Source organism: Curtobacterium sp. UCD-KPL2560 (genome assembly GCF_001705035.1).
GTDB lineage: Bacteria > Actinomycetota > Actinomycetes > Actinomycetales > Microbacteriaceae > Curtobacterium.
This window is the reverse complement of the sequence record NZ_MCIG01000011.1, coordinates 41,328-64,071: the sequence shown is the minus strand read 5'-3', so window position 1 is coordinate 64,071 and position 22,744 is coordinate 41,328. Positions and strand designations below refer to the sequence as shown.

15 protein-coding genes and 1 pseudogene are annotated in these 22,744 nt (G+C 72.5%); 2 read left to right on the top strand and 14 right to left on the bottom strand.

Annotated elements, in window-relative coordinates; all coding sequences use genetic code 11:
* Positions 1-97 precede the first annotated feature (97 nt).
* The 13 genes and pseudogenes from holA to BEP24_RS04995 all read right to left on the bottom strand — a co-directional run bounded on the left by holA (position 98) and on the right by BEP24_RS04995 (position 17,849).
* The gene (holA, locus tag BEP24_RS18000; protein ID WP_065960956.1) at positions 98-1,117 is read right to left on the bottom strand and encodes a DNA polymerase III subunit delta; all 1,020 of its coding nucleotides are present in this window, start codon (positions 1,115-1,117) and stop codon (positions 98-100) included.
* Positions 1,118-1,849: 732 nt separating this feature from the next.
* Positions 1,850-3,007 (bottom strand): annotated as a pseudogene (locus tag BEP24_RS17995) (ComEC/Rec2 family competence protein); the annotation flags it as partial.
* A 677-nt stretch (positions 3,008-3,684) separates the two neighbouring features.
* Entirely contained in the window at positions 3,685-4,473 is a 789-nt protein-coding gene (locus BEP24_RS05045) for a ComEA family DNA-binding protein (RefSeq protein ID WP_065960929.1), read from the bottom strand.
* Positions 4,474-4,714: 241 nt separating this feature from the next.
* Positions 4,715-7,276: a leucine--tRNA ligase gene (gene leuS / locus BEP24_RS05040; RefSeq protein WP_065960948.1), complete on the bottom strand. Its 2,562-nt coding sequence runs from the start codon at positions 7,274-7,276 to the stop codon at positions 4,715-4,717.
* A gap of 227 nt (positions 7,277-7,503) precedes the next feature.
* On the bottom strand, positions 7,504-9,213 hold the full coding sequence (gene cydC, locus BEP24_RS05035; protein WP_065960927.1) for a thiol reductant ABC exporter subunit CydC: 1,710 nt from the start codon (positions 9,211-9,213) through the stop codon (positions 7,504-7,506).
* Positions 9,210-10,898, bottom strand: coding sequence for a thiol reductant ABC exporter subunit CydD (gene cydD, locus BEP24_RS05030; protein WP_065960926.1), 1,689 nt, complete (start codon positions 10,896-10,898; stop codon positions 9,210-9,212). The genes cydC and cydD overlap by 4 nt, the downstream gene beginning before the upstream one ends.
* Positions 10,899-10,911: 13 nt before the next feature.
* Complete coding sequence (cydB, locus tag BEP24_RS05025; RefSeq protein WP_065960925.1) at positions 10,912-11,916, bottom strand: cytochrome d ubiquinol oxidase subunit II; 1,005 nt, start codon at positions 11,914-11,916, stop codon at positions 10,912-10,914.
* 19 nt (positions 11,917-11,935) lie between these two features.
* Positions 11,936-13,348, bottom strand: coding sequence for a cytochrome ubiquinol oxidase subunit I (locus BEP24_RS05020; protein WP_065960924.1), 1,413 nt, complete (start codon positions 13,346-13,348; stop codon positions 11,936-11,938).
* A gap of 274 nt (positions 13,349-13,622) precedes the next feature.
* Positions 13,623-14,558, bottom strand: coding sequence for an ABC transporter substrate-binding protein (locus BEP24_RS05015; RefSeq protein WP_065960922.1), 936 nt, complete (start codon positions 14,556-14,558; stop codon positions 13,623-13,625).
* Positions 14,555-15,295 carry an ABC transporter permease gene (locus tag BEP24_RS05010; RefSeq protein ID WP_065960921.1) on the bottom strand — a complete coding sequence of 247 codons (741 nt, stop codon included), beginning with the start codon at positions 15,293-15,295 and terminating at the stop codon, positions 14,555-14,557. The genes BEP24_RS05015 and BEP24_RS05010 overlap by 4 nt, the downstream gene beginning before the upstream one ends.
* Complete coding sequence (locus tag BEP24_RS05005) at positions 15,292-16,017, bottom strand: ABC transporter permease subunit (RefSeq protein WP_065960919.1); 726 nt, start codon at positions 16,015-16,017, stop codon at positions 15,292-15,294. Before BEP24_RS05005 ends, BEP24_RS05010 begins: the two co-directional genes overlap by 4 nt.
* Positions 16,014-16,928: an ATP-binding cassette domain-containing protein gene (locus BEP24_RS05000; RefSeq protein WP_065960916.1), complete on the bottom strand. Its 915-nt coding sequence runs from the start codon at positions 16,926-16,928 to the stop codon at positions 16,014-16,016. Before BEP24_RS05000 ends, BEP24_RS05005 begins: the two co-directional genes overlap by 4 nt.
* Before the next feature lie 273 nt (positions 16,929-17,201).
* The gene (locus BEP24_RS04995) at positions 17,202-17,849 is read right to left on the bottom strand and encodes a TetR/AcrR family transcriptional regulator (protein ID WP_065960913.1); all 648 of its coding nucleotides are present in this window, start codon (positions 17,847-17,849) and stop codon (positions 17,202-17,204) included.
* A 190-nt stretch (positions 17,850-18,039) separates the two neighbouring features.
* Here BEP24_RS04995 and BEP24_RS04990 point away from each other — a divergent pair, with 190 nt between their 5' ends.
* Positions 18,040-19,104 (top strand): phosphatase domain-containing protein, encoded by a 1,065-nt coding sequence (locus BEP24_RS04990; protein WP_065960911.1) that lies wholly within the window; start codon positions 18,040-18,042, stop codon positions 19,102-19,104.
* Between the two features lie 175 nt (positions 19,105-19,279).
* Positions 19,280-21,169 (top strand): glycoside hydrolase family 15 protein, encoded by a 1,890-nt coding sequence (locus BEP24_RS04985; RefSeq protein ID WP_083230090.1) that lies wholly within the window; start codon positions 19,280-19,282, stop codon positions 21,167-21,169.
* Positions 21,170-21,238: 69 nt separating this feature from the next.
* Here BEP24_RS04985 and BEP24_RS04980 read toward each other — a convergent pair whose 3' ends face one another.
* Positions 21,239-22,612 (bottom strand): glucose-6-phosphate dehydrogenase, encoded by a 1,374-nt coding sequence (locus BEP24_RS04980; protein WP_065960909.1) that lies wholly within the window; start codon positions 22,610-22,612, stop codon positions 21,239-21,241.
* Between the last annotated feature and the right edge of the window lie 132 nt (positions 22,613-22,744).

The following is a 22,744-nucleotide window of genomic DNA, read 5'->3' as shown; positions in this document are numbered from 1 at the left end:
GGGCGGCGGGCAGCGGGCAGCGGCGGGCACCAGCGAGCGGCGGGCAGCGGCGGGCACGAAGGCGGCCGGGAGCCAGCGACGGCCGCAACGCGAGGGGTCAGCGGGCCTCGCCGCGCCGGGCGATCACCCGGACCATGACCTCGAGCGCGTAGTGCGCGTCGCGCGAGCCACCCTTCACCGCGGTGTCGGCCTCGGCGACGCTCGTGATCGCGTTCGCAAGCCCGGCTTCGCTCCACCCGGCGACGTCCCGTTGCGCACGCTGCACCTGCCACGGCGCCATGCCGAGCGCCGACGCCGCCTGACCGCTCGACCCGCGGAACGAGCTGACCTTCGCCATCGTGCGCATCTTGCTCGCGAAGGCGGCGACGATCGGGACGGGGGCCTCACCCGTCGCCAGCGCGTGCCGGAGCTCCACGATCGCGAGCGCCGAGCGCCCGGCGAGTGCGAGGTCGGCCACCTTGAACGCGTTCGTCTCGACGCGGCCGCCGTAGTACTTGTCGACGACCCGGTCGGTGATCTCCTGCGCCTCGTCGGCCAGCAGCTGGCGGCAGGCCGCAGCGAGCTCGGCGAGGTCGTCCGCGAAGGCGGCGACGAGGGTGCGCACCGCCGAGGGCGCGATCTTGCGACGGGCGGCCCGGAACTCGGCGTTGACGAAGTCGATCTTGTCGGTCTCGCGCTTGAGTTCGTCGCACTGCACCTCGATGCCGCCACCGACCCCGCTGCGGATGGTGTCGAGGAGCTTCTTGCCGCGGACACCGCCACCGTGCCGGAGCACGAGCGTGACGTCGTCGGCGGGCGCCTGCAGGTAGCTGATCGTCTCGGTGATGAAGGCGTCGGTGCACTTCTCGACGTTCGTCACCCGCACGAGTCGGGGTTCGCCGAAGAGCGACGGGCTCGCGAGGGTCGACAGGAGACCGGGCGCGTACTGGTCTGCCTCGAGGTCGTGGACCTCGAGCGCCGGGTCCTCGCCGACCAGCAGGTCGCGGAGGACGCTGCTCGCGCGCTCGGCGAGGAAGGACTCGGGGCCGGTGACGAGCACGACCGGCGCGGGTCGGACGCCCGACCACGGGACCTGGTCGATCGCTGCGGCGGCGCGCGAGGGCTTCTTGGCGGGCATGCGGTCCTTCCGTCGCGGGCGCGAGCGTCCTCGGCCCGCGACGATCCTACGGCCCGCCGCCGACCCTGCCGGCGCTCCCGCCGGCCACTGCCCCGGCTCCCGGTCGGGCAGCCGCGCGGACGAGACCGGAGCAGCCGGCAGCACCGACGTCGTCGTCGAGGGTGATGCCGACGGCCGCTCCTCGGCCCTGCGCTCCGTCCACACCCGCAGTGCTCCCCCGGGCGCTCGCGACACCACGACCGTTCCCTGGGTGTCGGTGCGGAACGCCTCGGTCCCGGCCGCGCGCAGGTCGTCGAGTGCCGCGCGCGTCGGGTGCCCGTACGTGTTGTCGGCGCCGACGCCGATGAGCCCGACAGCGGCCGCGAGCTGCCGGTACAGGCCCGGGTCCTGGTCGGAGGAACCGTGGTGCGCCACCTTGACCACGTCGGGGTGTCCGGGCACGTGCGGACGGAGCCGACGCTGCGCGTCCTCGCCGAGGTCGCCGAGGAAGACCCCGGGGACACAGGTGGCGCAGTCGCTCCCGGCCCCCGTCTGCAGGACCACGCTCGCGTCGTTGCCCGCGGTGGTCGAACCCGCTGTGGGCCACCGGACCGACCACCGCAGCCGCCCGAGCTCCCCGGCCGTCGTGTCGTCCGCGGCGCGCACGTCGACCCCGGCGTCCCGGAGGTCGTCGACCACGCGCTCGTCCGCCGCACGACCGGTCGGGCCGACGAGTGCACGGTCGCTGCGGTGCGCGACCGCGGACACGGCGCCCACGTGGTCGCGGTCGAAGTGGGTCAGCACGAGCAGGTCGATCCGTCGCACCCCGAGCAGGTCGAGGCAGGTGCGCAGGCGCTCCTCGTCGTCACCGGTGTCGACGAGGGCGACGGGGTCACCCGGACGTCCGTCGCGCACGAGCACGGCGTCGCCCTGCCCGACGTCGCACGCGGCCACCGCCCAGTCCCCGGGCACGCTCCCCCGCACGACCCACCGTGGGACCACGACCGCACCGATCCCGACCAGGAACACGACCGCTCCTGCGACGAGCACCCGGGACCGGACGGCCGGTCGGGTGAGGACCGCGACGGCCACGGCCGCACTGACGACCGCGGCCGCGGCGACCCCGACGATGCCGGACGGCCAAGCGAGGGACGATCCCGGCAGCGAGGACGCACCGTGCGCGATCGCACCGATCGCCGCGGCAGGCGCCCACGCGACGACCGCCAGCGCGCCGGCACCGGCGGGCCACACCGGTGCGACGAGGCAGGCCGCGAGCCCGAGGACCGTCACGAGCGGCGCGAGCGGCTCGGTGAGCAGGTTCGCCGGGACCGCGTAGGTCGGGAAGGTCGGCGCGAGCACGACCGTGACGGGCCAGCACGCGGCCTGGGCGGCGACGGGCACGGCCACGGCCGCCGCGACCGGTCCCCACAGGCGCCTGCCGAGGAGCACGGTCAGGGGCGGCGCGAGGACGACGATCCCGGCGGTCGCGAGCACCGAGAGCACGAACGCGACGGACCGCGCGTACCAGGGGTCGACCACGAGCATCCCGCCCGCGGCCAGCGCGATGAGCGGGACGCCCCGCACCGGGCGCCCGGCGAGGCGGACGACCAGGACGACGACGGCCATCACGGTCGCTCGGAGGATCGACGGGTCGGGCCGGACCAGGACGACGAACCCGACGAGCAGCACCACCGCCGACACGGCACGCACGACGCGCGGCACCCCGAGTGCACGACCGACGACGACCACGAGCCCGACCACGACGGCGCTGTTCGATCCGGACACCGCCGTGAGGTGCGTCAGTGCCGACGTCTCCATCGCCGCCTCGGTCCCCGCGTCGAGCCCGCTGCGGTCCCCGATCGCCAGACCGCGGAGGAGCGCGGCGCCCGGCTCGGGCAGGTCCTCGGTCACGGCGACGAAGGCCCGGCGTGCCCGGTCGGTCGCCGCGAGGAGCCCGGACGGTGGCTCGACCTCGGGGCGTCCGCGGAGGAAGACGACGGCGGCCGTCGGTGAGCCGGGCTCGTCGCGTTCGACGGTCCCCCGCCCGACGAGCCGGGTCCCGGCGGCTGCGACGGTCCGGTCCGCGGGCACGACCCGGACCGGGACGTCGAGCGTCGACCGTGTCCCACCCGCAGAGGCCGAGCGGGCGTCGGTGGCGCGCCGCAGGGTCGCGGAGACGGAGCGGTCCCCGGGACCGAGGTCACGGGTGAGCACGAGGTCGACGGTCACGGTCCTGCCGACCGTGCGGAGGAGCTCCTCCGGCGACCGGCGGTGCTCCGCCGTCACGACCGCGAGCGACACGAGGGAACCGCACCCCGCCGTGGTGAGCAGCACCGCGGCGACCACACGGACGGCAGCCGCTCGGGACGCGGCCGGCACCGCTCCTGGTGACGGGCGCACGAGCACCACCAGCGCGAGCAGCAGGCCCACGGCGGACGCGACCGCGGTGGTCGTCGCCGCCCCGGGCGCACCGACGAGCAGCGCGGCCAGCACCCAGGCGACGGCGACCGGCCCGGCGGACCGCAGATCGGCCAGAGCCGGCCGCAGGTCGACGCCCGCAGCGGCTCGTGGGTCCACTCCGGCGGCGCTCACACCCGCACCCGGTCGCGCAGCTCCGCGAACCGTCCGTCGCCGATCCCGCTGACGTCCAGGAGGTCCTCGACGGACGAGAACCGGCCGTGCTCGGTCCGCCAGGCGATGATCCGTGCGGCGAGGGACGGGCCGATCCCGGGCAGGGTCTCGAGTGCGGCCTGGTCGGCGGTGTTGAGGTCGACGACCGCGTCCGGCCCGGAGGTGCCAGCAGCCCCGCCACCAGCAGCACCCGCGCCCGCACCACCCGTCCCGCTGCCTACCCCACCGCCCGTGTCCGGCGCCAGGGCCTCGGGCACGACGTCCTCGCCGACCCGTGGGACGTACAACCGTTCGCCGTCGACGGCGAGCCGCGCGAGGTTGAGCCGGGTCAGGTCGGCGTCGGCTGCGGGTCCCCCGGCGCGCTCGAGCACCGTCTCGATGCGGGAGCCCGCGGGCACCTGCACGACGCCGGCGTGTCCGACCGCACCGAGCACGTACACGGCGACACCCGACGGCGGCGACGTCGACGGCGGCGACGGCGGCGACGATCGGCCTGCCCCGGGCTCCCCGTCGGCAGCAGCGGATCGGCCGGCTGGCGCTCCGCCGCCCGCACCGGACAGGGCCGTCCCCGCCCCGGTGACGGTCACGTCCTCGCTCGACGGGCCACCGATCGCGCCCACGCCGACGACGACGAGCGCCACCGCGACGACCACCGCGCCGGTGAGCACGGCGGCGCGGGGCGAGAGCGCCCACCGGTGCCACCAGGAAGCGCTCGGCGTCGGGTCGTCCGGTGTCGGCGTGCTCATGCCGGCACGCTACGAACTCCGGAGGTCCTCGACGGGCTCAGCCGGCCCACCTGTGGACGAGCGACGCACAACCGCCCCTGTGCAGGAACGACGCGAGCGACACCCACGACACGAGCGACACCAACGACACGCACGACACGCGCCACACGAACGACACGCGTGACAAGAACGACCCGAGGGCCCGGGCACACGCCCGGACCCTCGCGACGACCAGCCAGACGGGACGGTCCGCCCCGGCCGATCAGCCCTTGATCGCGATGTTCACGAGCTTCGGCGCCCGCACGATGACCTTCACGATCTCCCGGTCACCGATGTACCGCTGCACGTTCGCCGACGACCGCGCGAGCAGCTCGAGCTCGTCCGGCTCGATCGACTTCGACACCTCGAACGAGTCGCGCACCTTGCCGTTCACCTGGACCACCGCGGTCAGGGTGTCCTGCACGAGCAGCGTCGGGTCGGCCTTCCGCCAGCCGTACGTGGCGACGGTGGCCTCGTAGCCCAGCTTCTCCCACATCTCCTCGCCCGTGTACGGGGCGAAGACGGCGAGTGCCAGCGCGACCGTCTCGACGGCCTCGCGCACGGCGGGGTCGCCGGCACCGGGGCCGCTGTCGATGGCCTTGCGGGTGACGTTCACCAGGTCCATCAGACGGGCGATCACGACGTTGAACTTGAACGCCTCCATCATGCCGGGGGCGTCGGCGAGGAAGCGGTGCGTCACCTGGCGCAGGGCGCGGTCCCCGTCCGCCCACACGGCGTCGGGCGACGAGGTCACGTCGAGCGCCAGACGGTACGCGCGCGCCAGGAAGCGCGCGGACGCCGACGGCGACACGTCCTCCCAGTTGATGTCGTCCTCGGGCGGTCCGGCGAAGCCCATGACGAGGCGGATCGCGTCGACACCGTTCGCGTCGAGCTCGTCGCCGAGCGACACACCGCCCTTCGACTTCGACATCTTCGAGCCGCCGGACAACACCATGCCCTGGTTGAGCAGCGCCGAGAACGGCTCGGTGAAGTCGAGGTACCCGAGGTCGAACAGGACCTTCGTGACGAAACGCGCGTACAGCAGGTGCAGGATCGCGTGCTCGATGCCGCCGATGTACTGGTCGACCGGGGCCCAGCGGCGTGCCGCCTCCGGGTCGAACGCCTGGGTGTCGTCGTTCGCCGACAGGAAGCGCAGGAAGTACCACGACGAGTCGACGAACGTGTCCATCGTGTCGGTGTCGCGCGTCGCGGGCGTGCCGTCGACGGGGTTCGGGACGTTCACCCAGTCGGTGGCCCCACCGAGCGGCGAGGTGCCCTTCGGCTTGAGGTCGAGCCCCTCGGTGGACGGCAGGCGCACGGGCAGTTGGTCGAGCGGCACCGGGTGCTCGCTGCCGTCCGCACCGTGGATGATCGGGATCGGGGTGCCCCAGAAACGCTGGCGCGAGATGAGCCAGTCGCGCAGGCGGTAGGTCTTCGCGGCGCGACCGGTGCCGCGCTCCTCGAGGAGCGCGATCGCCGCGGTGATCGCGTGCTGCTTCGACATGCCGTCGAGCGGCCCGGAGTTGATCATGCGGCCCTGACCGGTCAGCGCCTCGCCGGTGGACGCCGGGTCGAGGGCGGGCAGGTCCTCGAGCGTCGCACCCTCGGGGATGACCGGGATCGCACCCGTCACCGCGGCGTTGGTGTCGACCACGACGCGGACGGGCAGGTCGAAGGCCCGTGCGAAGTCGAGGTCGCGCTGGTCGTGCGCCGGGACGGCCATGACCGCGCCGTGGCCGTAGTCGGCCAGCACGTAGTCGGCGGCCCAGATCGGCAGGCGCTCCCCCGTCAGCGGGTGGATCGCGAAGCGGCCGAGCGGCACGCCGGTCTTCGGGCGGTCGGCGTTCTGCCGGTCGATCTCGGAGGTCTTCTGGGTCGCCGTCAGGTAGTCGTCGAACGCGGCCCGGACGTCGTCGGGAGCGGACTCGACGAGCGACGCAGCGAGGTCGGAGTCCGGTGCCACGACCAGGAAGGTCACGCCGTGGATCGTGTCCGGACGCGTCGTGAACACCGTGACGGGCTCGTCGCGGCCCTCGATCACGAAGTCGACGTCGGCGCCGACGGACCGGCCGATCCAGTTGCGCTGCTGCGCGATCACCTTCGCCGGCCAGCGACCCTCGAGCTGGTTGAGGTCGTCGAGCAGCCGGTCGGCGTACTTCGTGATGGCGAAGTACCACTGCGTCAGCTTCTTCTTGACGACGACGGCACCCGAGCGGTCGGACGTGCCGTCGGGCAGCACCTGCTCGTTCGCGAGCACGGTCTGGTCCACCGGGTCCCAGTTGACCCAGCTGTCCTTCCGGTACGCCAGGCCCTTCTCGTACATCTTCAGGAACAGCCACTGGTTCCACTTGTAGTACTCGGGGTCCGAGGTGTGGATCTCGGTCGTCCAGTCGAAGGACGGCGCGTACCGCTTGAAGGACGCCTTCTGCTGCTCGATGTTCGCGTAGGTCCACTCCGCCGGGTCGACGCCGCGCTTGATCGCGGCGTTCTCGGCGGGCAGACCGAAGGAGTCCCACCCGATCGGGTGCAGGACGTTGAAGCCCTGCTGCCGCCAGTAGCGCGCCACGAAGTCGCCGAGCGCCCAGTTCTCGGCGTGCCCCATGTGCAGGTCGCCGGACGGGTACGGGAACATCTCGAGGATGTACTTGCGGGGTCGCGTGTCGTCGAGGTCGGTCGTGAAGAGCCCGAGCTCCTCCCACCGGGGCTGCCACTTCTCCTGGATTCGGCGGAAGTCGTAGGCGTCCGGGTCGACGGCTGCGGGCTCGGTGGGGTGCTCGGTGGTCACGGTCACCCAGCGTACAAGGCCTGGAGGCCCGGTCCGGCCCCGTCGGACCACCTGCGTCCGGCAGGTGGCCCGCTCACGCTCGACGGGTCGCTCCGGTGACCCGCCGCCCGGTCTCGCGGGGCCTGGAGGCCCGGTCCGGCCCCGTCGGCCCGCCCGCGTCCGGCAGGCGGCCCGGTCACCACCGCGCACGCTCGGGCCGGACGATCAGGCCGACACGAACCATCCACTCACGCCGTGACGAGCCGCCCCGCACGCATCCGGAGCGTGCGGTCGACGAGGTCGGCCGCGACCGGCACGTGCGACACCACGAGCACGGAGCGCCCGGCGGCACGGGCGACCCCGACGAGGTCGCACAGGACCGCGTCGCCGAGGTCCGGGTCGACGTCGGCCGTCGGCTCGTCGAGCACGAGCACGGGGAACGCGTGCAGCAGCGCCCGCGCGAGGGCGAGCCGGTGCGCCTGTCCGCCGGACACGAGCCCACCGCGCTCCCCCACGGGCGCGTCCAGACCACCACGACGCGCGGCCCACTCCCCGAGTCCCACCCGGTCGAGCACCGCGAGCAGCTCGGCGTCGCTCGCGGTGTCCCGGGCGAACAGGAGGTTCTGCCGGACGGTCTGGTCGAAGACGAACGGGTCCTGCTCGATCAGCCCGACCCGGGCCCGGACCGCGTCGGGGTGCATCGTCCGCGTCTCGACGCCGTCGAGCGTGTACGAGCCCTCGTGGTCGACGAACCGGACGAGCGCGTCGACGAGGGTCGACTTGCCCGCGCCGCTCGGCCCCTCGAGCACGACGACCTCGCCGGGGAGCAGGTCGAACGACACCCCGTCGACCGCGGGCATGGACGTTCCGGGCCAGCGCACGGTGAGGTCGCGCACCCGGACCGTGACGGGCCCGTCGACGACGAGGTCCCGGGCGTCTGCGGGCTCGTCCGGCTCGGGCACGATGCCGGCTGGCAGCTCGGCGGGCACGACCTGCTCGACGCGCTCGGCCGCGGCCCGGACCCGGCGGTACGTGAGGACCGCGAGCGGGACACCCCCGACGACCTCGAACAGGGCGAGCGGGACGAACACGGCGAGGGCCCAGAGCGGGCCGTCGAGGGCACCGGACACCACGGCCGGGGCACCGACCGCGATGATCCCCACCACCGCACCGCCGCCGACCAGGCCGACGAGCGCCCCGACCAGGGACTCGACCGCGGCTCGGCGTCGGACCGCACGGGTGACCCGGGCGTCGAGCGCGGCCACGTGTGCGAGACGGTCGTCGAGGGTGCCGTAGGCGGTGAAGACGTCGAGGGTGCGGACGGTGTCGAGCACGAGGTCGGCGACGTGCCCGCGCTCCGCGGCGGTCTCCCGGTCCGACCGGCGGGCGACCGCGAGCGTCACTATCGACCCGACCAGGGCCGCGACGACGAGCGCGGTGACGAGCACGAGCGCGGCGGGCACCGAGACGAGCGCGACCGCGACGACCGAGGCGAGCGCCACGACGCCCGCGGACACCAGCGGGCCGACCACCCGGATGGGCAGGTCCTGCAGGCGGTCGGTGTCGGTGACGAGCCGCGTGGTCAGGTCACCGCGCCCGGTCTGGCCGAGACCGGCCGGTGCCACGGACGCGAGCCGGCGGTAGGTCTCGGTCCGGACGACCGCGAGCTGGCGGAAGGACGCGTCGTGCCCGGCGAGCCGGTCGACGTACCGCAGCGCGGCCCGACCGAGGGCGAACGCGCGGACGCCGACCATGACGAGCGTCAGGTACAGGATCGGCGGGTGCTCCGCCGCCCGGGTGATGAGGTACCCGCTCGCCGCGAGCAAGGCGACCGCGCACAGCGCGCTGAGGGTCCCGGCGACCAGCGCGCGCGTCCAACCCGCCCCGCGTGGCAGGGCGAGCCGCAGGACGGAGGTGGGTCGCGCCTCCCGGCCGGCCCGCCGTGTCGTGGCGGTCATGCGCCGACCTGCGCGAGCCGGGTGACCGCCGTCGAGCCGTCGGGTCGCACGTCGACGCGGACGTCGGCCGCGGCGAGCAGGGCTGGGCGGTGGCTGGCCACGACGACGACCGCGCCGCCGTCGGCGAGCGCGCGCACGGCGCGCACGACCTGCTGCTCCGCCTCGGCGTCGAGCGCCGAGGTCGGCTCGTCGAGCAGGACGAGCGGGGTGTGGGTGCGGTCGGCGCGGTACAGGGCGCGGGCGACCGCGACGCGCTGCGCCTGTCCTCCGGACAGGCCGGTGCCGCCGGAACCGACCGGGAGGCGCGGGTCGAGTCCCAGCCCCACGGCGGCCAGGGCGCGGCGCACGTCCGCGTCGACGGGCTCGGTGTGCAGGGCGACGTTCTCGCCGACGGACCCGCGCACGAGACGCGGGCGCTGGTCGGCCCAGGTGGTCCGCGCGGCGCGCGGCGTGCCGCCGGGTCCGGGGACCTGCACGGTGCCCTCGTGCGGCAGGACGCCGCGGATCGCGGCGAGGAGGGTGGACTTCCCCGCGCCGCTCGGGCCGGCGAGGGCGACGACCGTGCCGGATGCGGCACGCAGGTGCAGCGGGCCGACCACGACGTCGGGACGGCGGACGGTGAGGCCGTCGAGCACCAGGTCGGTGCCGACGGGGTCGGTCGTGCCCATGGCGGTGACCGCGTGAGTGTCGGTGTCGGTGTCGGTGGTCGTGGTGGAAGGGGCGCGGTCGTCGAGCACGTCGAGGACGGCGCCGGACGCCTCGACGCCGTCCTGGGCGGCGTGGAAGTCCGCGCCGACCTGTCGGATCGGGGCGAACGCCTCCGGGGCGAGGACGAGGACGAACATCGCGGCGCCGAGCCCGAGCGACCCGTCGACCAGGCGCACGCCGATCGAGACGGCGACGAGGGCGATCGACAGGCTGGCGGCGAGCTCGAGGGCGAAGCCGCTGACGAAGGAGAGCCGCAGGACGCCCATCGTGCCGCGGCGGTACTCGTCGGTCACGGTGCCGATGCGCCCGACCTGGCGTCGCGCCCGCCCGAAGACCTTGAGGGTCGCGAGTCCCTCGACGGCCTCGGTGTACGTCGCACCGAGCCGCGCGAGCGCGTCCGACTGCCGACGCTGCAACGTCTGGGTCGCCAGGCCGATGAGGACCATGAACACCGGGATGACCGGCATCGCGAGGAGGATCACGAGGCCGCTCGTCAGGTCGGCGGCCCCGATCGCGAGGAGCAGCACGGGCGTCGCGACCGCCGTGAGCGCGAGCTGGGGCAGGTACCGGCCGAAGTACGCGTCGAGCGCGTCGAGCCCCGGTCCGAGCGTGGTGGCGAAGCCCGCCGTCGAGCGCCCGGCGAGCCACGCCGGTCCGCGCGCCGCCGCCCGTTCGAGCACCGTGGTGCGGAGTTCGCTCTTCACCCGGGCGCCGGCGCGTGCCGCGAGGTCGTCGGTCGCCCACGCCGCTGCGGCCCGCACGACGAAGGCCGCACCGAGCAGCGCGAGCGTCGGGGTCAGTGCCGCGGGGACCACGCCGGCACGGACGGCGCCGACCCCGAGGGTGACCGCGGCGGCGATCCCCCATGCGATGCCGATCGTCGCCGCCGTGCGGACGAGCCCGGTCGCGGCCGACGCGACGAGGAAGCCGCGCGCCGTGCGGGACAGCCGGAGGAGCCGCGGGTCGAGGGGCTTCATCGTCGTGTCCGTCCTAGTGCGCGGCCTGCGCGACGTGTGTGCGGGAGACCCGCTTGCGGAACACCCAGTACGTCCACGCCTGGTAGGCGAGCACGAGCGGCAGGAAGACGAGTGCGACCCAGCTCATCACCGTGAGCGTGTAGGTCCCGCTGCTGGCGTTCGCGACCGTGAGGCTGTTCGCGGGGTCGTTCGACGCGGGCATCACGTCGGGGAAGACCGCCGTGAACATCGCCAGGACGACGGCCGCGATCGTGAGGGCCATGAGCGCGAACGCACGTCCTTCCTTGCCCCACGCGGAGCAGAGCACCGCGAGGACGAGTGCGACGGCGGCGACGACGGACAGGACGAGACTGGCCGGGGTCGCGCGGACGACGGCCATCGCGACCAGGAACGCCGCCGCGACGAGGATCGTGACGATGCCCGCACGCGTCGCCAGGCGCTTCGCCCGCTCCCGGATCTCGCCCTCGGTCTTCAGCGTGACGAACACGACGCCGTGGGTGAAGAACACCGTCAGCGTCGCCAGGCCGGCGAGGAGCGCGAAGGGGTTCAGCAGGTCGAACAGCGTCCCGGTGTAGTTGTGCCCGGCATCCATCGGGATGCCGCGGACGACGTTGCCGAAGGCGACGCCCCACAGGAACGCCGGCACCGCACTGCCGACCACGATCATGAGGTCGAAGCGGCGCTTCCAGGCGAGGTGCTTCTCCTGGTGGCGGTACTCGAACGAGACGCCGCGGGCGATGAGCGCCGCGAGGATGAGCAGCAGCGCCAGGTAGAACCCCGAGAACATCGTGGCGTACCACTCCGGGAAGGCTGCGAAGAGGCAGGCCCCGGCGACGATGACCCATGTCTCGTTGAGGTCCCACACCGGGCCGATGGTGTTGATGAGGACGCGGCGGTCGGTGTCGTCGCGGCCGAGGAACGGCAGGGACATCCCGACGCCGAAGTCGAACCCGTCGAGGACGAAGTACCCGACGAAGAACACGCCGACGATCGCGAACCAGAGCACTGGCAGGTCCATGGCTACACGGTTCCCATCACTAGTAGACCGTCACTTCGTGCTTGACCTCGCCGGTCTCCTCGTCGACCTCCGCCGGGGCGGCTGGGCCCTCCTGCGCGACCTTCTTGATCAGTCGGAACTCGACGACCGCGAGCGCGCCGTAGATGAGCGTGAAGACCACGAGCGAGATGAGGACCTCGAGCCCGGTGACGTTCGGCGAGACGCCGTCCGCCGTCCGGAGCAGCCCGAAGACCAGCCACGGCTGCCGGCCCATCTCGGTGAAGACCCAGCCCATGATCATCGCGGCCATGGGCAGCGGGACCGACCAGGTCGCCACGCGCCAGATCCAGCGCTTGACGGGCAGCCGACCGCCGCGGGTCAGCCAGAGCCCGACGACCGACACCAGCACCGCACCGACCCCCAGGGCGATCATCCAGCGGAAGGACCAGTAGGTCACCCAGATGATCGGCTTGTAGTCGCCCGGGCCGTAGACCGTGGAGTACTGCCCCTGCAGGTCGTTGATGCCCTCGACGGTCCCCGTGAAGGTGTGCGTCGACAGGAACGACAGCAGGTACGGGATGCGGATCGAGAAGAGCTCGTGCACCCCGTCCGGCGTCCCGAGCGTGAAGATCGAGAACGACGCGTCCTTGCCGGTCGAGGTGTTGTAGAGCGCCTCGGCCGCGGCCATCTTCATCGGCTGCGTGTCGACCATCGTCAGGCCGAGCTGGTCGCCGGACAGGACGGTGAGCGCCCCGGACGCGAGCATGGTCCACATGCCGAACTTCAGGGCCGGCAGCATCGTCTCGAGGTGCTGGTTCCGCGCCAGGTGGTAGGCAGCGACCGCCACGATGACCGACGCGGCCACCATGAACGCGCCGAAGAGCGTGTGCGGGAAGGCCGCGAGGGCGACCTTGTTGGTCAGCACGGCCCAGATGTCGGTGAGCTCGGCCCGGCCCTTGGCGTGGTTGATCGCGAAGCCGACCGGGTGCTGCATGAACGCGTTCGCCGCGAGGATGAAGTACGCCGACAGCATCGTGCCCACGCTGACGCACCAGATGCTCGCCAGGTGCAGCGCCTTCGGCAGACGGTCCCAGCCGAAGATCCACACCCCGATGAAGGCCGCCTCGAAGAAGAAGGCGAGGATGCCCTCGAGCGCGAGCGGGGCGCCGAACACGTCGCCCACGAAGCGGGAGTAGTTCGACCAGTTCATGCCGAACTGGAACTCCTGCACGATGCCGGTCACCACCCCCATCGCGAAGTTGATGAGGAAGATCCGTCCGAAGAACCGCGTCAGCTGCAGGTAGTGCGGCCGGCCGGTGCGGACCCACGCGGACTGGAACACGGCCACGACGAGGGCCATGCCGATCGTCAGCGGGACGAAGAGGAAGTGGTAGATGGTCGTGAGACCGAACTGCCACCGCGACAGGACGAGGGGATCGAGGAGGTCGTTCATGCGGCGTGTCCTTGCCGGGCCGCCGCGCGCTGTTCGTGCACGTCAGTTGCTTCCTGTGGAAGGGGGAACTTCTGCTGTCACACTCCGTTGGGACACCTCCACGCTACTGCTCGGACACCTGCTTCGACAAGTTGTAGAAAGGCGCTCTGCACGAACGTGCAGGGGGCGTGATCGGCACAAGCGTGCGGAACGAGCGTGCATTGTCCGGGTGCTGGAACGACGACAGGCGCCGGGCTCGAAGCCCGACGCCTGTCGTTCTTTCCGTACCGGGTCGTTACAGCAGGCCCTTGTCCTGCAGGAACGCCTTCGCGACCGACGACGCCGACTTCTGATCGACCGAGTTCTGTCGGTTCAGCTCGATCAGCACGTCGGTGGTGAGCAGCTTGTTCACCTTCTCGATCGCGTCGGCGGCCTTCGAGTCGAGGTCCTTCGACACGATGGGCGTGACGTTGTTCGCGGGAACGAGGTGCTTCGGGTCCTCGAGGGTCACGAGCTTCTCGGTCTTGATCGAGGCGCTCGCGGAGTAGATGTCGGCGACCTGGGCGTCGCCGTCCTGGATCGCCTTGATCGTGAGCGGGCCGCCCGAGTCGTTCTGCTGGTTCACCGTGCCGTCGATGCCGTACTTCTCCTTCAGTCCCTTCGGGCCGTAGGCGGCCGTCGCGAACTCGGGGTTGGCGGCGATCGAGATCGTCCCGCCGATCTTCGACAGGTCGGCGATCGACTTCAGGCCGTACTTGTCCGCCGTCTCCTGCGTCACGGTGTACGTGTCGGCGTCCGACGCGTCCGCGGACGGCAGCGCCTTGACCCCGGAGGGCAGCGCCGACGAGAGGGCCGAGTTGATGCCGTCGGTCGTCGTCTCGGTGGTGGTCGACTTGCCGTCCTCCTGCAGCAGGAAGTTCAGCAGGTTGCCGTTGTACTCGGGGAACACCGAGATGCTCCCCTTCTCGATCTCGGGCCAGTACGCCTTGCGCTGACCGATGTTGAGCTTCTTGGTGACGGTGAAGCCCTCGTGCTCGAGCTCCTGCGCGTACAGCTCGGCGATGATCTCGTTCGAGGGGTACGCCTGCGAGCCGACGACGATCGTCTTCGAGTCCCCCGAGCCCGAGCCGGACGACAGCGGGTCGCTCGAGGAGCAGCCCGCGAGGGTGAGGGCGACGGCGGAGGCGACGGCGACGGCCGCGGCGAGCCGCTTGGTGGGTGCTGTGATCACGGGTGGGTTCCTTCCACAGGGGTTGCTGCTCGTGGTGCCGAGCGACGGGTGTTCCGACGCGCGCGGCCCGCGGACCCGGCGGAGACACCCGCGGGGACGGCGAGCCGCTGGAGCGCGGCGAAGAGGACCTCGAAGGCGATCGCGAGCGCGATCACGATGATCGAGCCGCCGAGCACCTCCGCGTAGTCCGAGTTGGCGATGCCGGAGAAGGCGTAGCCGCCCAGCCCTCCGGCGTTGATGTAGGCCACGAGGGTCGCGGTCGCGACGACCTGCAGCACGGCGGCGCGGATGCCCCCGACGATCAGCGGGAGCGCGAGCGGGACCTCGACACGGACGAGCAGCTGCCAGGCGGTCATGCCCTGGGCGCGTGCGGCGTCGATCGTGACCCGGTCGATGGCCTCCACGCCGGAGTAGGCGCCGGCGAGGACGGACGGGATCGCCAGGACGACGAGGGCGATGAGCGGAGCCTGGACGCCGAGCCCGATCCAGAGCGCGAGCAGCGTGAGCAGCCCGAGCGTCGGGAGTGCCCGGATGCCGCCGGAGACACCGACCGCGATCGAGCGGCCCTTGCCGGTGTGGCCGATGAGCAGACCGATCGGGACCGCGATCACGACGGCGATGCCGACCGCGAGCAGCGTGATCCAGACGTGCTCCCAGAGCCGGACACCGATGGCGTCCGGTCCGACGTGGTTCGCGGGGTCGAAGATCCAGGCGATGCCCTGGGCGAAGAGGTTCACGCTGCCACCTCGCTCCGGCGGACGCCGTCGGTGCCGGCACGACGGGCGGAACGCGCCACGCGTCCGTTGCCCCGTGTCCAGGGCATGAGCAACCGGCCGAGCGCCACCAGCAGGACGTCGAAGACCAGGGCCAGGACGATCGTGAGCACGATGCCGGTCAGGATCTCCACGCTGATGGCGCGCTTCAGGCCGTCCGTCAGCAGGAAGCCGAGGTTCGGGATGCCGATGAGCGCACCGACCGTCACGAGGCTGATCGTCGAGACGGACACGACGCGGATGCCCGCGAGCAGGACCGGCCCGGCGAGCGGCAGCTCCACCTTGAAGAACCGCTGCGACGCGGAGTACCCGAGCGCCTCGGCGGCTCCGACGACGTCCGCGTCGACGGCGTCGACGGCGTCGGCCGCGGACCGGGCCATCAGCGCGACGCCGAAGATCGTCATCGCGATGACCACGTTCACCGGGTCGAGGTAGCTCGTGCCGATGATCGCCGGGAGCACCAGGAACAGCGGCAGCGCCGGGATCGTGTAGAGCAGGCTCGTGACGACGACGAAGGCCGATCCGGTCGCCCGCGCGGCCCGGTTCGGGCGGCGACGGAGCCGACTGATGAGCAGCCCGATCGGGACCGACAACAGGAAGCTCAGGACGATCGGCGGGACCGACAACCAGATGTGGGCGACCAGGTTCGACGTGATGGTGTCGAGGTTCCCCGTGACCCAGTTCACCGGTCGCTCCCACCCTGCGCCGGAGCACCCGCGGCGGTGTCACGCGCCCCGGCCTCTGCTGCGTGCGGCACCGATGCCGCAGCGTCCACCACCTGCACGGGGCCGGTCAGCACGCCCGCGGCGCGCCCGTCCCCGTCGACGACGATCGGCCCGGTGGGCGTCTGCTCGACCCGGAGGGCCCGTCGGCCGCGTCCGGCGCCGATGAAGTTCGCGACGAAGTCGTCGGCCGGCTCCGACAGGATCTCGGCCGGCGTGCCGAGCTGCGCGATCTCGCCGCCCTTCTTGAGGATGACGACCTGGTCGCCGAGCTTGAACGCCTCGTCGATGTCGTGCGTGACGAACACCACGGTCTTGCCGAGCTCGCGCTGCAGTCGGATGAGCTCGTCCTGCAGGTCGTTGCGCACCAGCGGGTCCACGGCGCCGAACGGCTCGTCCATGAGCAGGACGTTCGGGTCCACCGCGAGGCCTCGTGCCACGCCGACGCGCTGCTGCTGCCCACCCGAGAGCTGCGAGGGGTACCGGTCGGCGAACGCCCGGTCGAGCCCGACGGTGTCCATCAGCTCGAGGGCACGCGCACGCGCCTCGGCCTTGGACACGCCCGTGAGCAGGGGCACGGTCGCGATGTTGTCGACGACCTTCCGGTGCGGCAGCAGACCGGCGCTCTGCATCACGTAGCCGATGCGGCGGCGGAGCTGCACGGGGTCGACGCCCGCGACGTCCTCGCCGTCGATCTCCACGGTGCCCGACGAGGGGTCGACCATGCGGTTGATCATGCGGAGCAGGGTGGTCTTGCCGCAGCCGCTCGACCCGACGAAGACGGTCGTGGTGCGGGACGGGATGACGAGGCTGAAGTCGTCGACCGCGGTGGTGCCGTCCGGGTACGTCTTGCGCACGGAGCGGAACTCGATCATGGTGGGTGCCCTTCGGTTCGGAGGTAGCCCGACTCCGAGTGACCCTACCCGTGTGCCCCGGGCGGTGTTCCGTGGTGACGATCCATGACGGCATGCGGACAACGGACGATCTGGACGCGCACCCAGCGACCGTCGGGCACCGGACCGGGCGGCGGACGGCGCCGGACGGCCGCGGACGGCCGCGGACAGCCGCGGACAGCCGCGGACGGCCGCGGACGGCCGCGGACGCGACGATGCCCGCACTCCGTCGTCGACCCGGGCGGGTCGTGGCCGTCAGGCGGCGGCGACCACCGCTTCGAGGTGTGCGCGGCTCATCGTGCGGTACTCGTCGATGAGGGCGGTGTCGGGATTGCTGCGGTCCGCGGTCGCACGGGCGATGACGGCGTGCGCGGACTCGGCGAGCACGACCCAGGTGCGCTCGACCCGTTCACCGGTCGGGAAGCCGAACCGGTCGTGCAGGACCTGTGCGACGGCCGCCCCCAGCGCGCCCATGCGGTCCTCGGGGTCTCCGGTGCCGGTGTCCGCGGCGTCGCCGAAGCGGATCGCGCGGAAGCCCGGCTCGGTGCGGTACATCGCGACGGTGGCGTCGATCAGCGCGTCGCAGGCGTCCTGCCAGGTCTCGGCGTCGCTCTCGTCGAGCGCCGTCAGGAAGCGTTCGGCCAGCCGCTGCGTGCTGCGGATCGCGAGCGCCTCGACCACGGCGATGCGGTCCGGGAAGTAGCGGTAGACCGTGCCGATGGACGCACCGGCACGTTCGGCGACCATCGCGGTGGTCAGGCGCTCGAAGCCGATCTCGTCGATCACCGCCGCAGCAGCGTCGAGGAGGCCCGCGAGGCGCGCCGAACTGCGGGCTTGGACCGGCTCGTTCCTGAGCAGTGATGATCCCCCCGGCAGTGCGTTCGATACCTCGGTGACGAGCACGTGTTCTCCTCTTGCACCACGTGGGCGCGATCAGGTGGGCGTCCTTCCGGACGCTGTCGTCTTGCGTGACGGGGCAATGCTCGCAGAGCACGGCTGGAACGTCGCTGCGACTCACCACAGGAGAGCCGGGTCGCGCGGCCCTCCCGAGCGTGGTCCGACGCCGCACGGCCCGGCGTGGGATAGTGGGCAGATGCCCGACCCGAAGCCCCACGAGCTGTCGCTGGCCGAGCCGATCCTGCACCGTGCGGCCCGCATCGAGGATGCCGTCCAGGAGTTCCGGGAGCACCGCGCGCGACGCCGGGGCCTCGTCCCGACCGTCGTGCCGTACACCGGCTACGGCGCTCCGGGGTGGATCCGGGTGCTCTGCCGCGTGCTGCTCACCCGCCGCGGCCTGGCCTCCGACGCCTCGTTCTACGGCGTGCGCGGGTGGAAGAGCTTCACGAGCGTCGCGGTCGACGACGCCGAGGTCACGGTCACCGCGGGCGGGACGACCCACGTGGTGCAGTCCGACCGCGGCGGTGTCGTGGACGTCAAGGTGCCGATCACCCTCGAACCGGGGTGGCAGACCGTGCGCCTTTCGGCCGGTGGGATGCGTGACGTCGAGGCGGACGTCTTCATCGTCGACCCGGACACCCGCTTCGGGCTGCTGTCCGACATCGACGACACCGTGATGGTGACCTCGCTCCCCCGCCCGATGCTGGCGGCGTGGAACTCCTTCGTCCTCACCGAGCACGCCCGCCGCCCCGTCCCGGGCATGTCCGTGCTGTACGAGCGCGTGCTCGCCCAGCACCCGGGCGCCCCGACGGTCTACCTGTCCACGGGGGCGTGGAACGTCGCACCGACCCTCCAGCGCTTCCTGACGCGCAACATGTACCCGACCGGCACCCTGCTGCTGACCGACTGGGGCCCCACCCACGACCGGTTCTTCCGGAGCGGCCAGCTGCACAAGCAGGAGAACCTGCGGCGCCTCGCGGCGGACTTCCCCGACGTGCAGTGGCTGCTCGTCGGCGACGACGGGCAGCACGACGAGGCCCTGTACGGCGAGTTCGCGCGGGAGCACCCGGAGAACGTCGCCGGGGTCGCGATCCGGCAGCTCTCCACCAGCGAGGCCGTCCTCGCCGGTGGTCGGTCGCGGGGCCAGGAGCGCACGCGTGACTCCTCGTCGCCGTGGGTGTACGCCCCCGACGGCGCCGGCCTCTGGTCGGAGCTCTCCCGCGTCGGCATCACCGAGGCGGACTCCTCCGCACCGCTCTGACCAGCACGGCTCCGAGCGGGACCGCTCCGAGCCACACCGTGCCGAGCCGCCGCGCGGCTCCGGAGCCGGGCCGCCCGGCCCTGGCCCGTCCCCGCTCCGAACCGCTCCCACGGCGCTGAGCACACCCTCAGTCCCCCGACCGTCGTCCACGGCCACCGGTGGTTGGATCGCCACCATGAGCCACGCGACGCCGCCGCCGAACCGCATCGAGGACCACGCCCTGATCGGCGACACGGGCACGGCCGCGCTGGTCGGCCGCGACGGCACGATCGACTGGGCGTGCCTGCCGCGGTTCGACAGCCCGTCGACCTTCGCGTCGCTCCTCGGCGACGAGGACCACGGCCACTGGACGCTCCGCCCGGCCGCCCCCGGCGCCACCGCCGTCCGACGGCACCTGCCGGACACGCTCGTCCTGTCGACGGTGTGGACGACCGACACCGGCGTCGTCGAGGTCACCGACTTCATGCCGGTCGGCGCGCACCGGGCGGCGATCGTCCGACGGGTCCGGGGCCTGCAGGGGTCCGTCGAGGTCCAGCAGACCCTGCGCATCCGGTTCGACTACGCCCGTGCGCTCCCCTGGGTCCGGCAGATCGGCGACGACGACGACCCGTCGCTGCTCGCCACCGCCGGTCCGGGATCGGTCGTCGTCCGCGGCGTGCGCTTCCACGCGGAGGACCACCGCCACACCGCGACGACGACCGTCCACGACGGGGACGTCGTCGACACCGTGCTCACCTGGTACCCGTCGCACCGCGAGCCGCCGGAGCCGCTCGACGTGGACGCGGCCCTCGCGCACACCACCCGGTGGTGGCGGGACTGGTCGGCGACCGCGCACACCGAGGGCCCGTACGCGGAGGCGTCGCGCCGGTCGCTCCTCCTGCTGCGCGCGATGACCCACGGCGAGACGGGCGGGGTCGTCGCCGCGGCGACCACGAGCCTGCCGGAGGACCCCGGCGGCGAACGCAACTGGGACTACCGCTACGTCTGGCTCCGCGACGCCTCGCTCGCTCTCGCGTCCCTCATCGCGCACGGCTACCGCGACGAAGCGACGCACTGGCGCGGCTGGCTGCTCCGCGCGATCGCCGGCGACCCCGCCGACGTGCAGATCATGTACGGGGTGGCCGGGGAGCGCGAACTGCCGGAGCGGACGCTCGACGAGCTGCCCGGCTACCTCGGCTCCACGCCGGTCCGGGTCGGCAACGGCGCGTCGACGCAGTACCAGGGGGACGTCTTCGGCGAGGTGCTCGCAGCGCTCCACGACGCCCGCGAGCTCGGCGTCGAGGAGAACGCCGACTCCTGGGCCCTCCAGCGCGCGCTGCTCGGCTACGTCGAGGACCACTGGCAGGAACCGGACAACGGCATCTGGGAGATGCGCGGACCCCGCCGGCACTTCACCCACTCGCGCGCGATGATCTGGGCCGCGTTCGACCGGGGCGTCGCCGCCGTCGAGGAGTTCGGGCTCGAGGGCCCCGTCGACCGCTGGCGCACCCTGCGCGACCAGGTCCGCGCCGAGATCGAGGAGCACGGCTGGAACGCGGAGCGCGGCGCCTACCGCCAGCACTACGACACCGACGAGGTCGACGCGAGCCTGCTCGTCCTCCCGCAGGTCGGGTACTGCCGGGCCGACGACCCGCGCATGACCGGCACCGTGGCGGCTATCGAACAGAACCTCCGCGTCGGCGACGACGGACTCGTGCTGCGCTACCGCACGAGCGCCGGCTTCGACGGGCTGTCCGGCAGCGAGCACCCCTTCCTGGCGTGCTCGTTCTGGCTCGTGGAGCAGTACGCCGCATCGGGTCGCGTCGACGACGCCGAACGCCTCATGGACGTGCTCGTCGGCTACGCGAACGACGTCGGCATGCTGTCCGAGGAGGTCGACGTCGCCACCGGACACCAGATCGGCAACACCCCGCAGGTGCTGTCGCACCTGACCCTCGTGTCCGCGGCCGACGCGATCGCCCGCGCACGCGGCGAGGCCTCAGGCCACCGCACGCGCCTCGCCGTCCACGACGGCGGCACGCGGTCCTGGACCGGCGAGGGGACGCGCGCCGGCTCACCGTCCTGACCCCGTGACGGACGGGAGGCGCGGTGCCAGCCGGCACCGCGCCTCCCGTCCGTCAGGGGGTGACGTCCGTCAGGACGACGAGACCCACTCGGCCGGACCGCGCGAACCGGCGCGGTACTCCTCGAGCGGGACGTCGCCGGCCTTCCAGGCGGCGACGACGGGCTCGACGATCTCCCAGCAGCGCTCGGCCACGTCGCCGCGGATCGAGAGCAGCGGGTCGTCGTGGAAGATGCCGTTGAGGACCTCGCCGTAGGGCGTCAGCTCACCGTCGTCGAACGAGGACGACAGGGTGACCTGGCCCATCTCGAACGGGTTGCCGCCGCCGTTGGCCGACACCGACAGCTCGATCTCGTCCGGGTTGAGGACGATGCGGAGCGTGTCGGCCTTCGGGCGACCGGACAGGCCCGAGGGCAGACGCGGCACCGGCTTGAAGGTGATGAGGACCTCCTTGCGGCTGGCGCCGAGCGCCTTGCCGGAACGGAGGGTGAACGGCACGCCCTTCCAGCGCGCGGTGTCCACCTCGACCTCGATCTCGGCCAGGGTCTCGGTCTCGCGCGACTTGTCGACGCCGTCCTCGTCCTGGTACGACGGCAGTTCCTTGCCGTCGATCGTGCCGGCCGTGTAGACGGCACGACGGGACGCGATCGTCGCGTCGTCACCCTTGAGGCGCGTCGAGCGCAGCACGCGGGCGAGCGAGGAGCGGAACTCGACCGAGTCGATGGCCGCGGGGGCGTCCATCGTCACGAGCCCGAGGATCTGCAGCAGGTGCGACTGGATCATGTCGACCATCGCACCGGCCTCGTCGTAGTACTGCGCGCGGTTCTCGAGGCCGAGGGTCTCGTCGTAGAAGACGTCGACCTTCTCGATGTTGTCCGCGTTCCAGATCGGCTCGAACAGTCGGTTCGCGAAACGCAGACCGATGATGTTGAGGACCGTCGTGCGACCGAGGAAGTGGTCGGTGCGGTGCACGCGCTCCTCGGGGACGAGCTTGAGGACCGTCTCGTTGAGGGCCCGGGCGCTGGCGACGTCGGTGCCGAACGGCTTCTCGAACGCGAGGGTGGTGCCCTCGGGGAGCTCCACCTGCTGCAGGGCCTCGCAGATGTCGGACGCGATCTGCGGCGGGAGCGCGAAGTAGAGGATCGGCTCCGACTCCGCGGCGTCGAGGAGCGCCTTGAGGTGCTCGGGGTCGGTGGGGTCGCCCTGGATGAAGCGGGTCGACTCGAGGGTCGCGTCGACCTCGGCGCCGTGCACGTCCTGCGAGGCGAAGGACTTCGTGACGACGTCCTTCCACTGCTCCTCGCTGCGGGCGCTGCGGCCGGTGCCGATCAGCTGGACGGGAACCGCTCGACCGCTCTGCAGGAACGTGCCGAGGCCCGGCAGCAGCAGGCGGGAGGCGAGGTCGCCCGTCGCGCCGAAGATGATGAGGGTGCGCTTGTCGGTCACCGGAGGTGACTCCTTTCGCTGGTGGGAGGGTCCGCTCGGGCTCAAGCCGCGTGCGGGCCGGTTGATTCCCGGGATACCCGGTCCGGACCGAGTGTTCGGTCGGGGTGGGGTACGGGTGCCGGGACGATGAGG

What these genes read in the sequence shown, in the direction of transcription:
- holA (WP_065960956.1), bottom strand. Translation starts at nt 1,117, where the DNA reads ATGCCCGCCAAGAAGCCCTCGCGCGCCGCCGCAGCGATCGACCAGGTC.
- BEP24_RS05045 (WP_065960929.1), bottom strand. Translation starts at nt 4,473, where the DNA reads ATGAGCACGCCGACACCGGACGACCCGACGCCGAGCGCTTCCTGGTGG.
- cydC (WP_065960927.1), bottom strand. Translation starts at nt 9,213, where the DNA reads ATGACCGCCACGACACGGCGGGCCGGCCGGGAGGCGCGACCCACCTCC.
- cydD (WP_065960926.1), bottom strand. Translation starts at nt 10,898, where the DNA reads ATGAAGCCCCTCGACCCGCGGCTCCTCCGGCTGTCCCGCACGGCGCGC.
- cydB (WP_065960925.1), bottom strand. Translation starts at nt 11,916, where the DNA reads ATGGACCTGCCAGTGCTCTGGTTCGCGATCGTCGGCGTGTTCTTCGTC.
- BEP24_RS05020 (WP_065960924.1), bottom strand. Translation starts at nt 13,348, where the DNA reads ATGAACGACCTCCTCGATCCCCTCGTCCTGTCGCGGTGGCAGTTCGGT.
- BEP24_RS05000 (WP_065960916.1), bottom strand. Translation starts at nt 16,928, where the DNA reads ATGATCGAGTTCCGCTCCGTGCGCAAGACGTACCCGGACGGCACCACC.
- BEP24_RS04990 (WP_065960911.1), top strand. Translation starts at nt 18,040, where the DNA reads ATGCCCGACCCGAAGCCCCACGAGCTGTCGCTGGCCGAGCCGATCCTG.
- BEP24_RS04985 (WP_083230090.1), top strand. Translation starts at nt 19,280, where the DNA reads ATGAGCCACGCGACGCCGCCGCCGAACCGCATCGAGGACCACGCCCTG.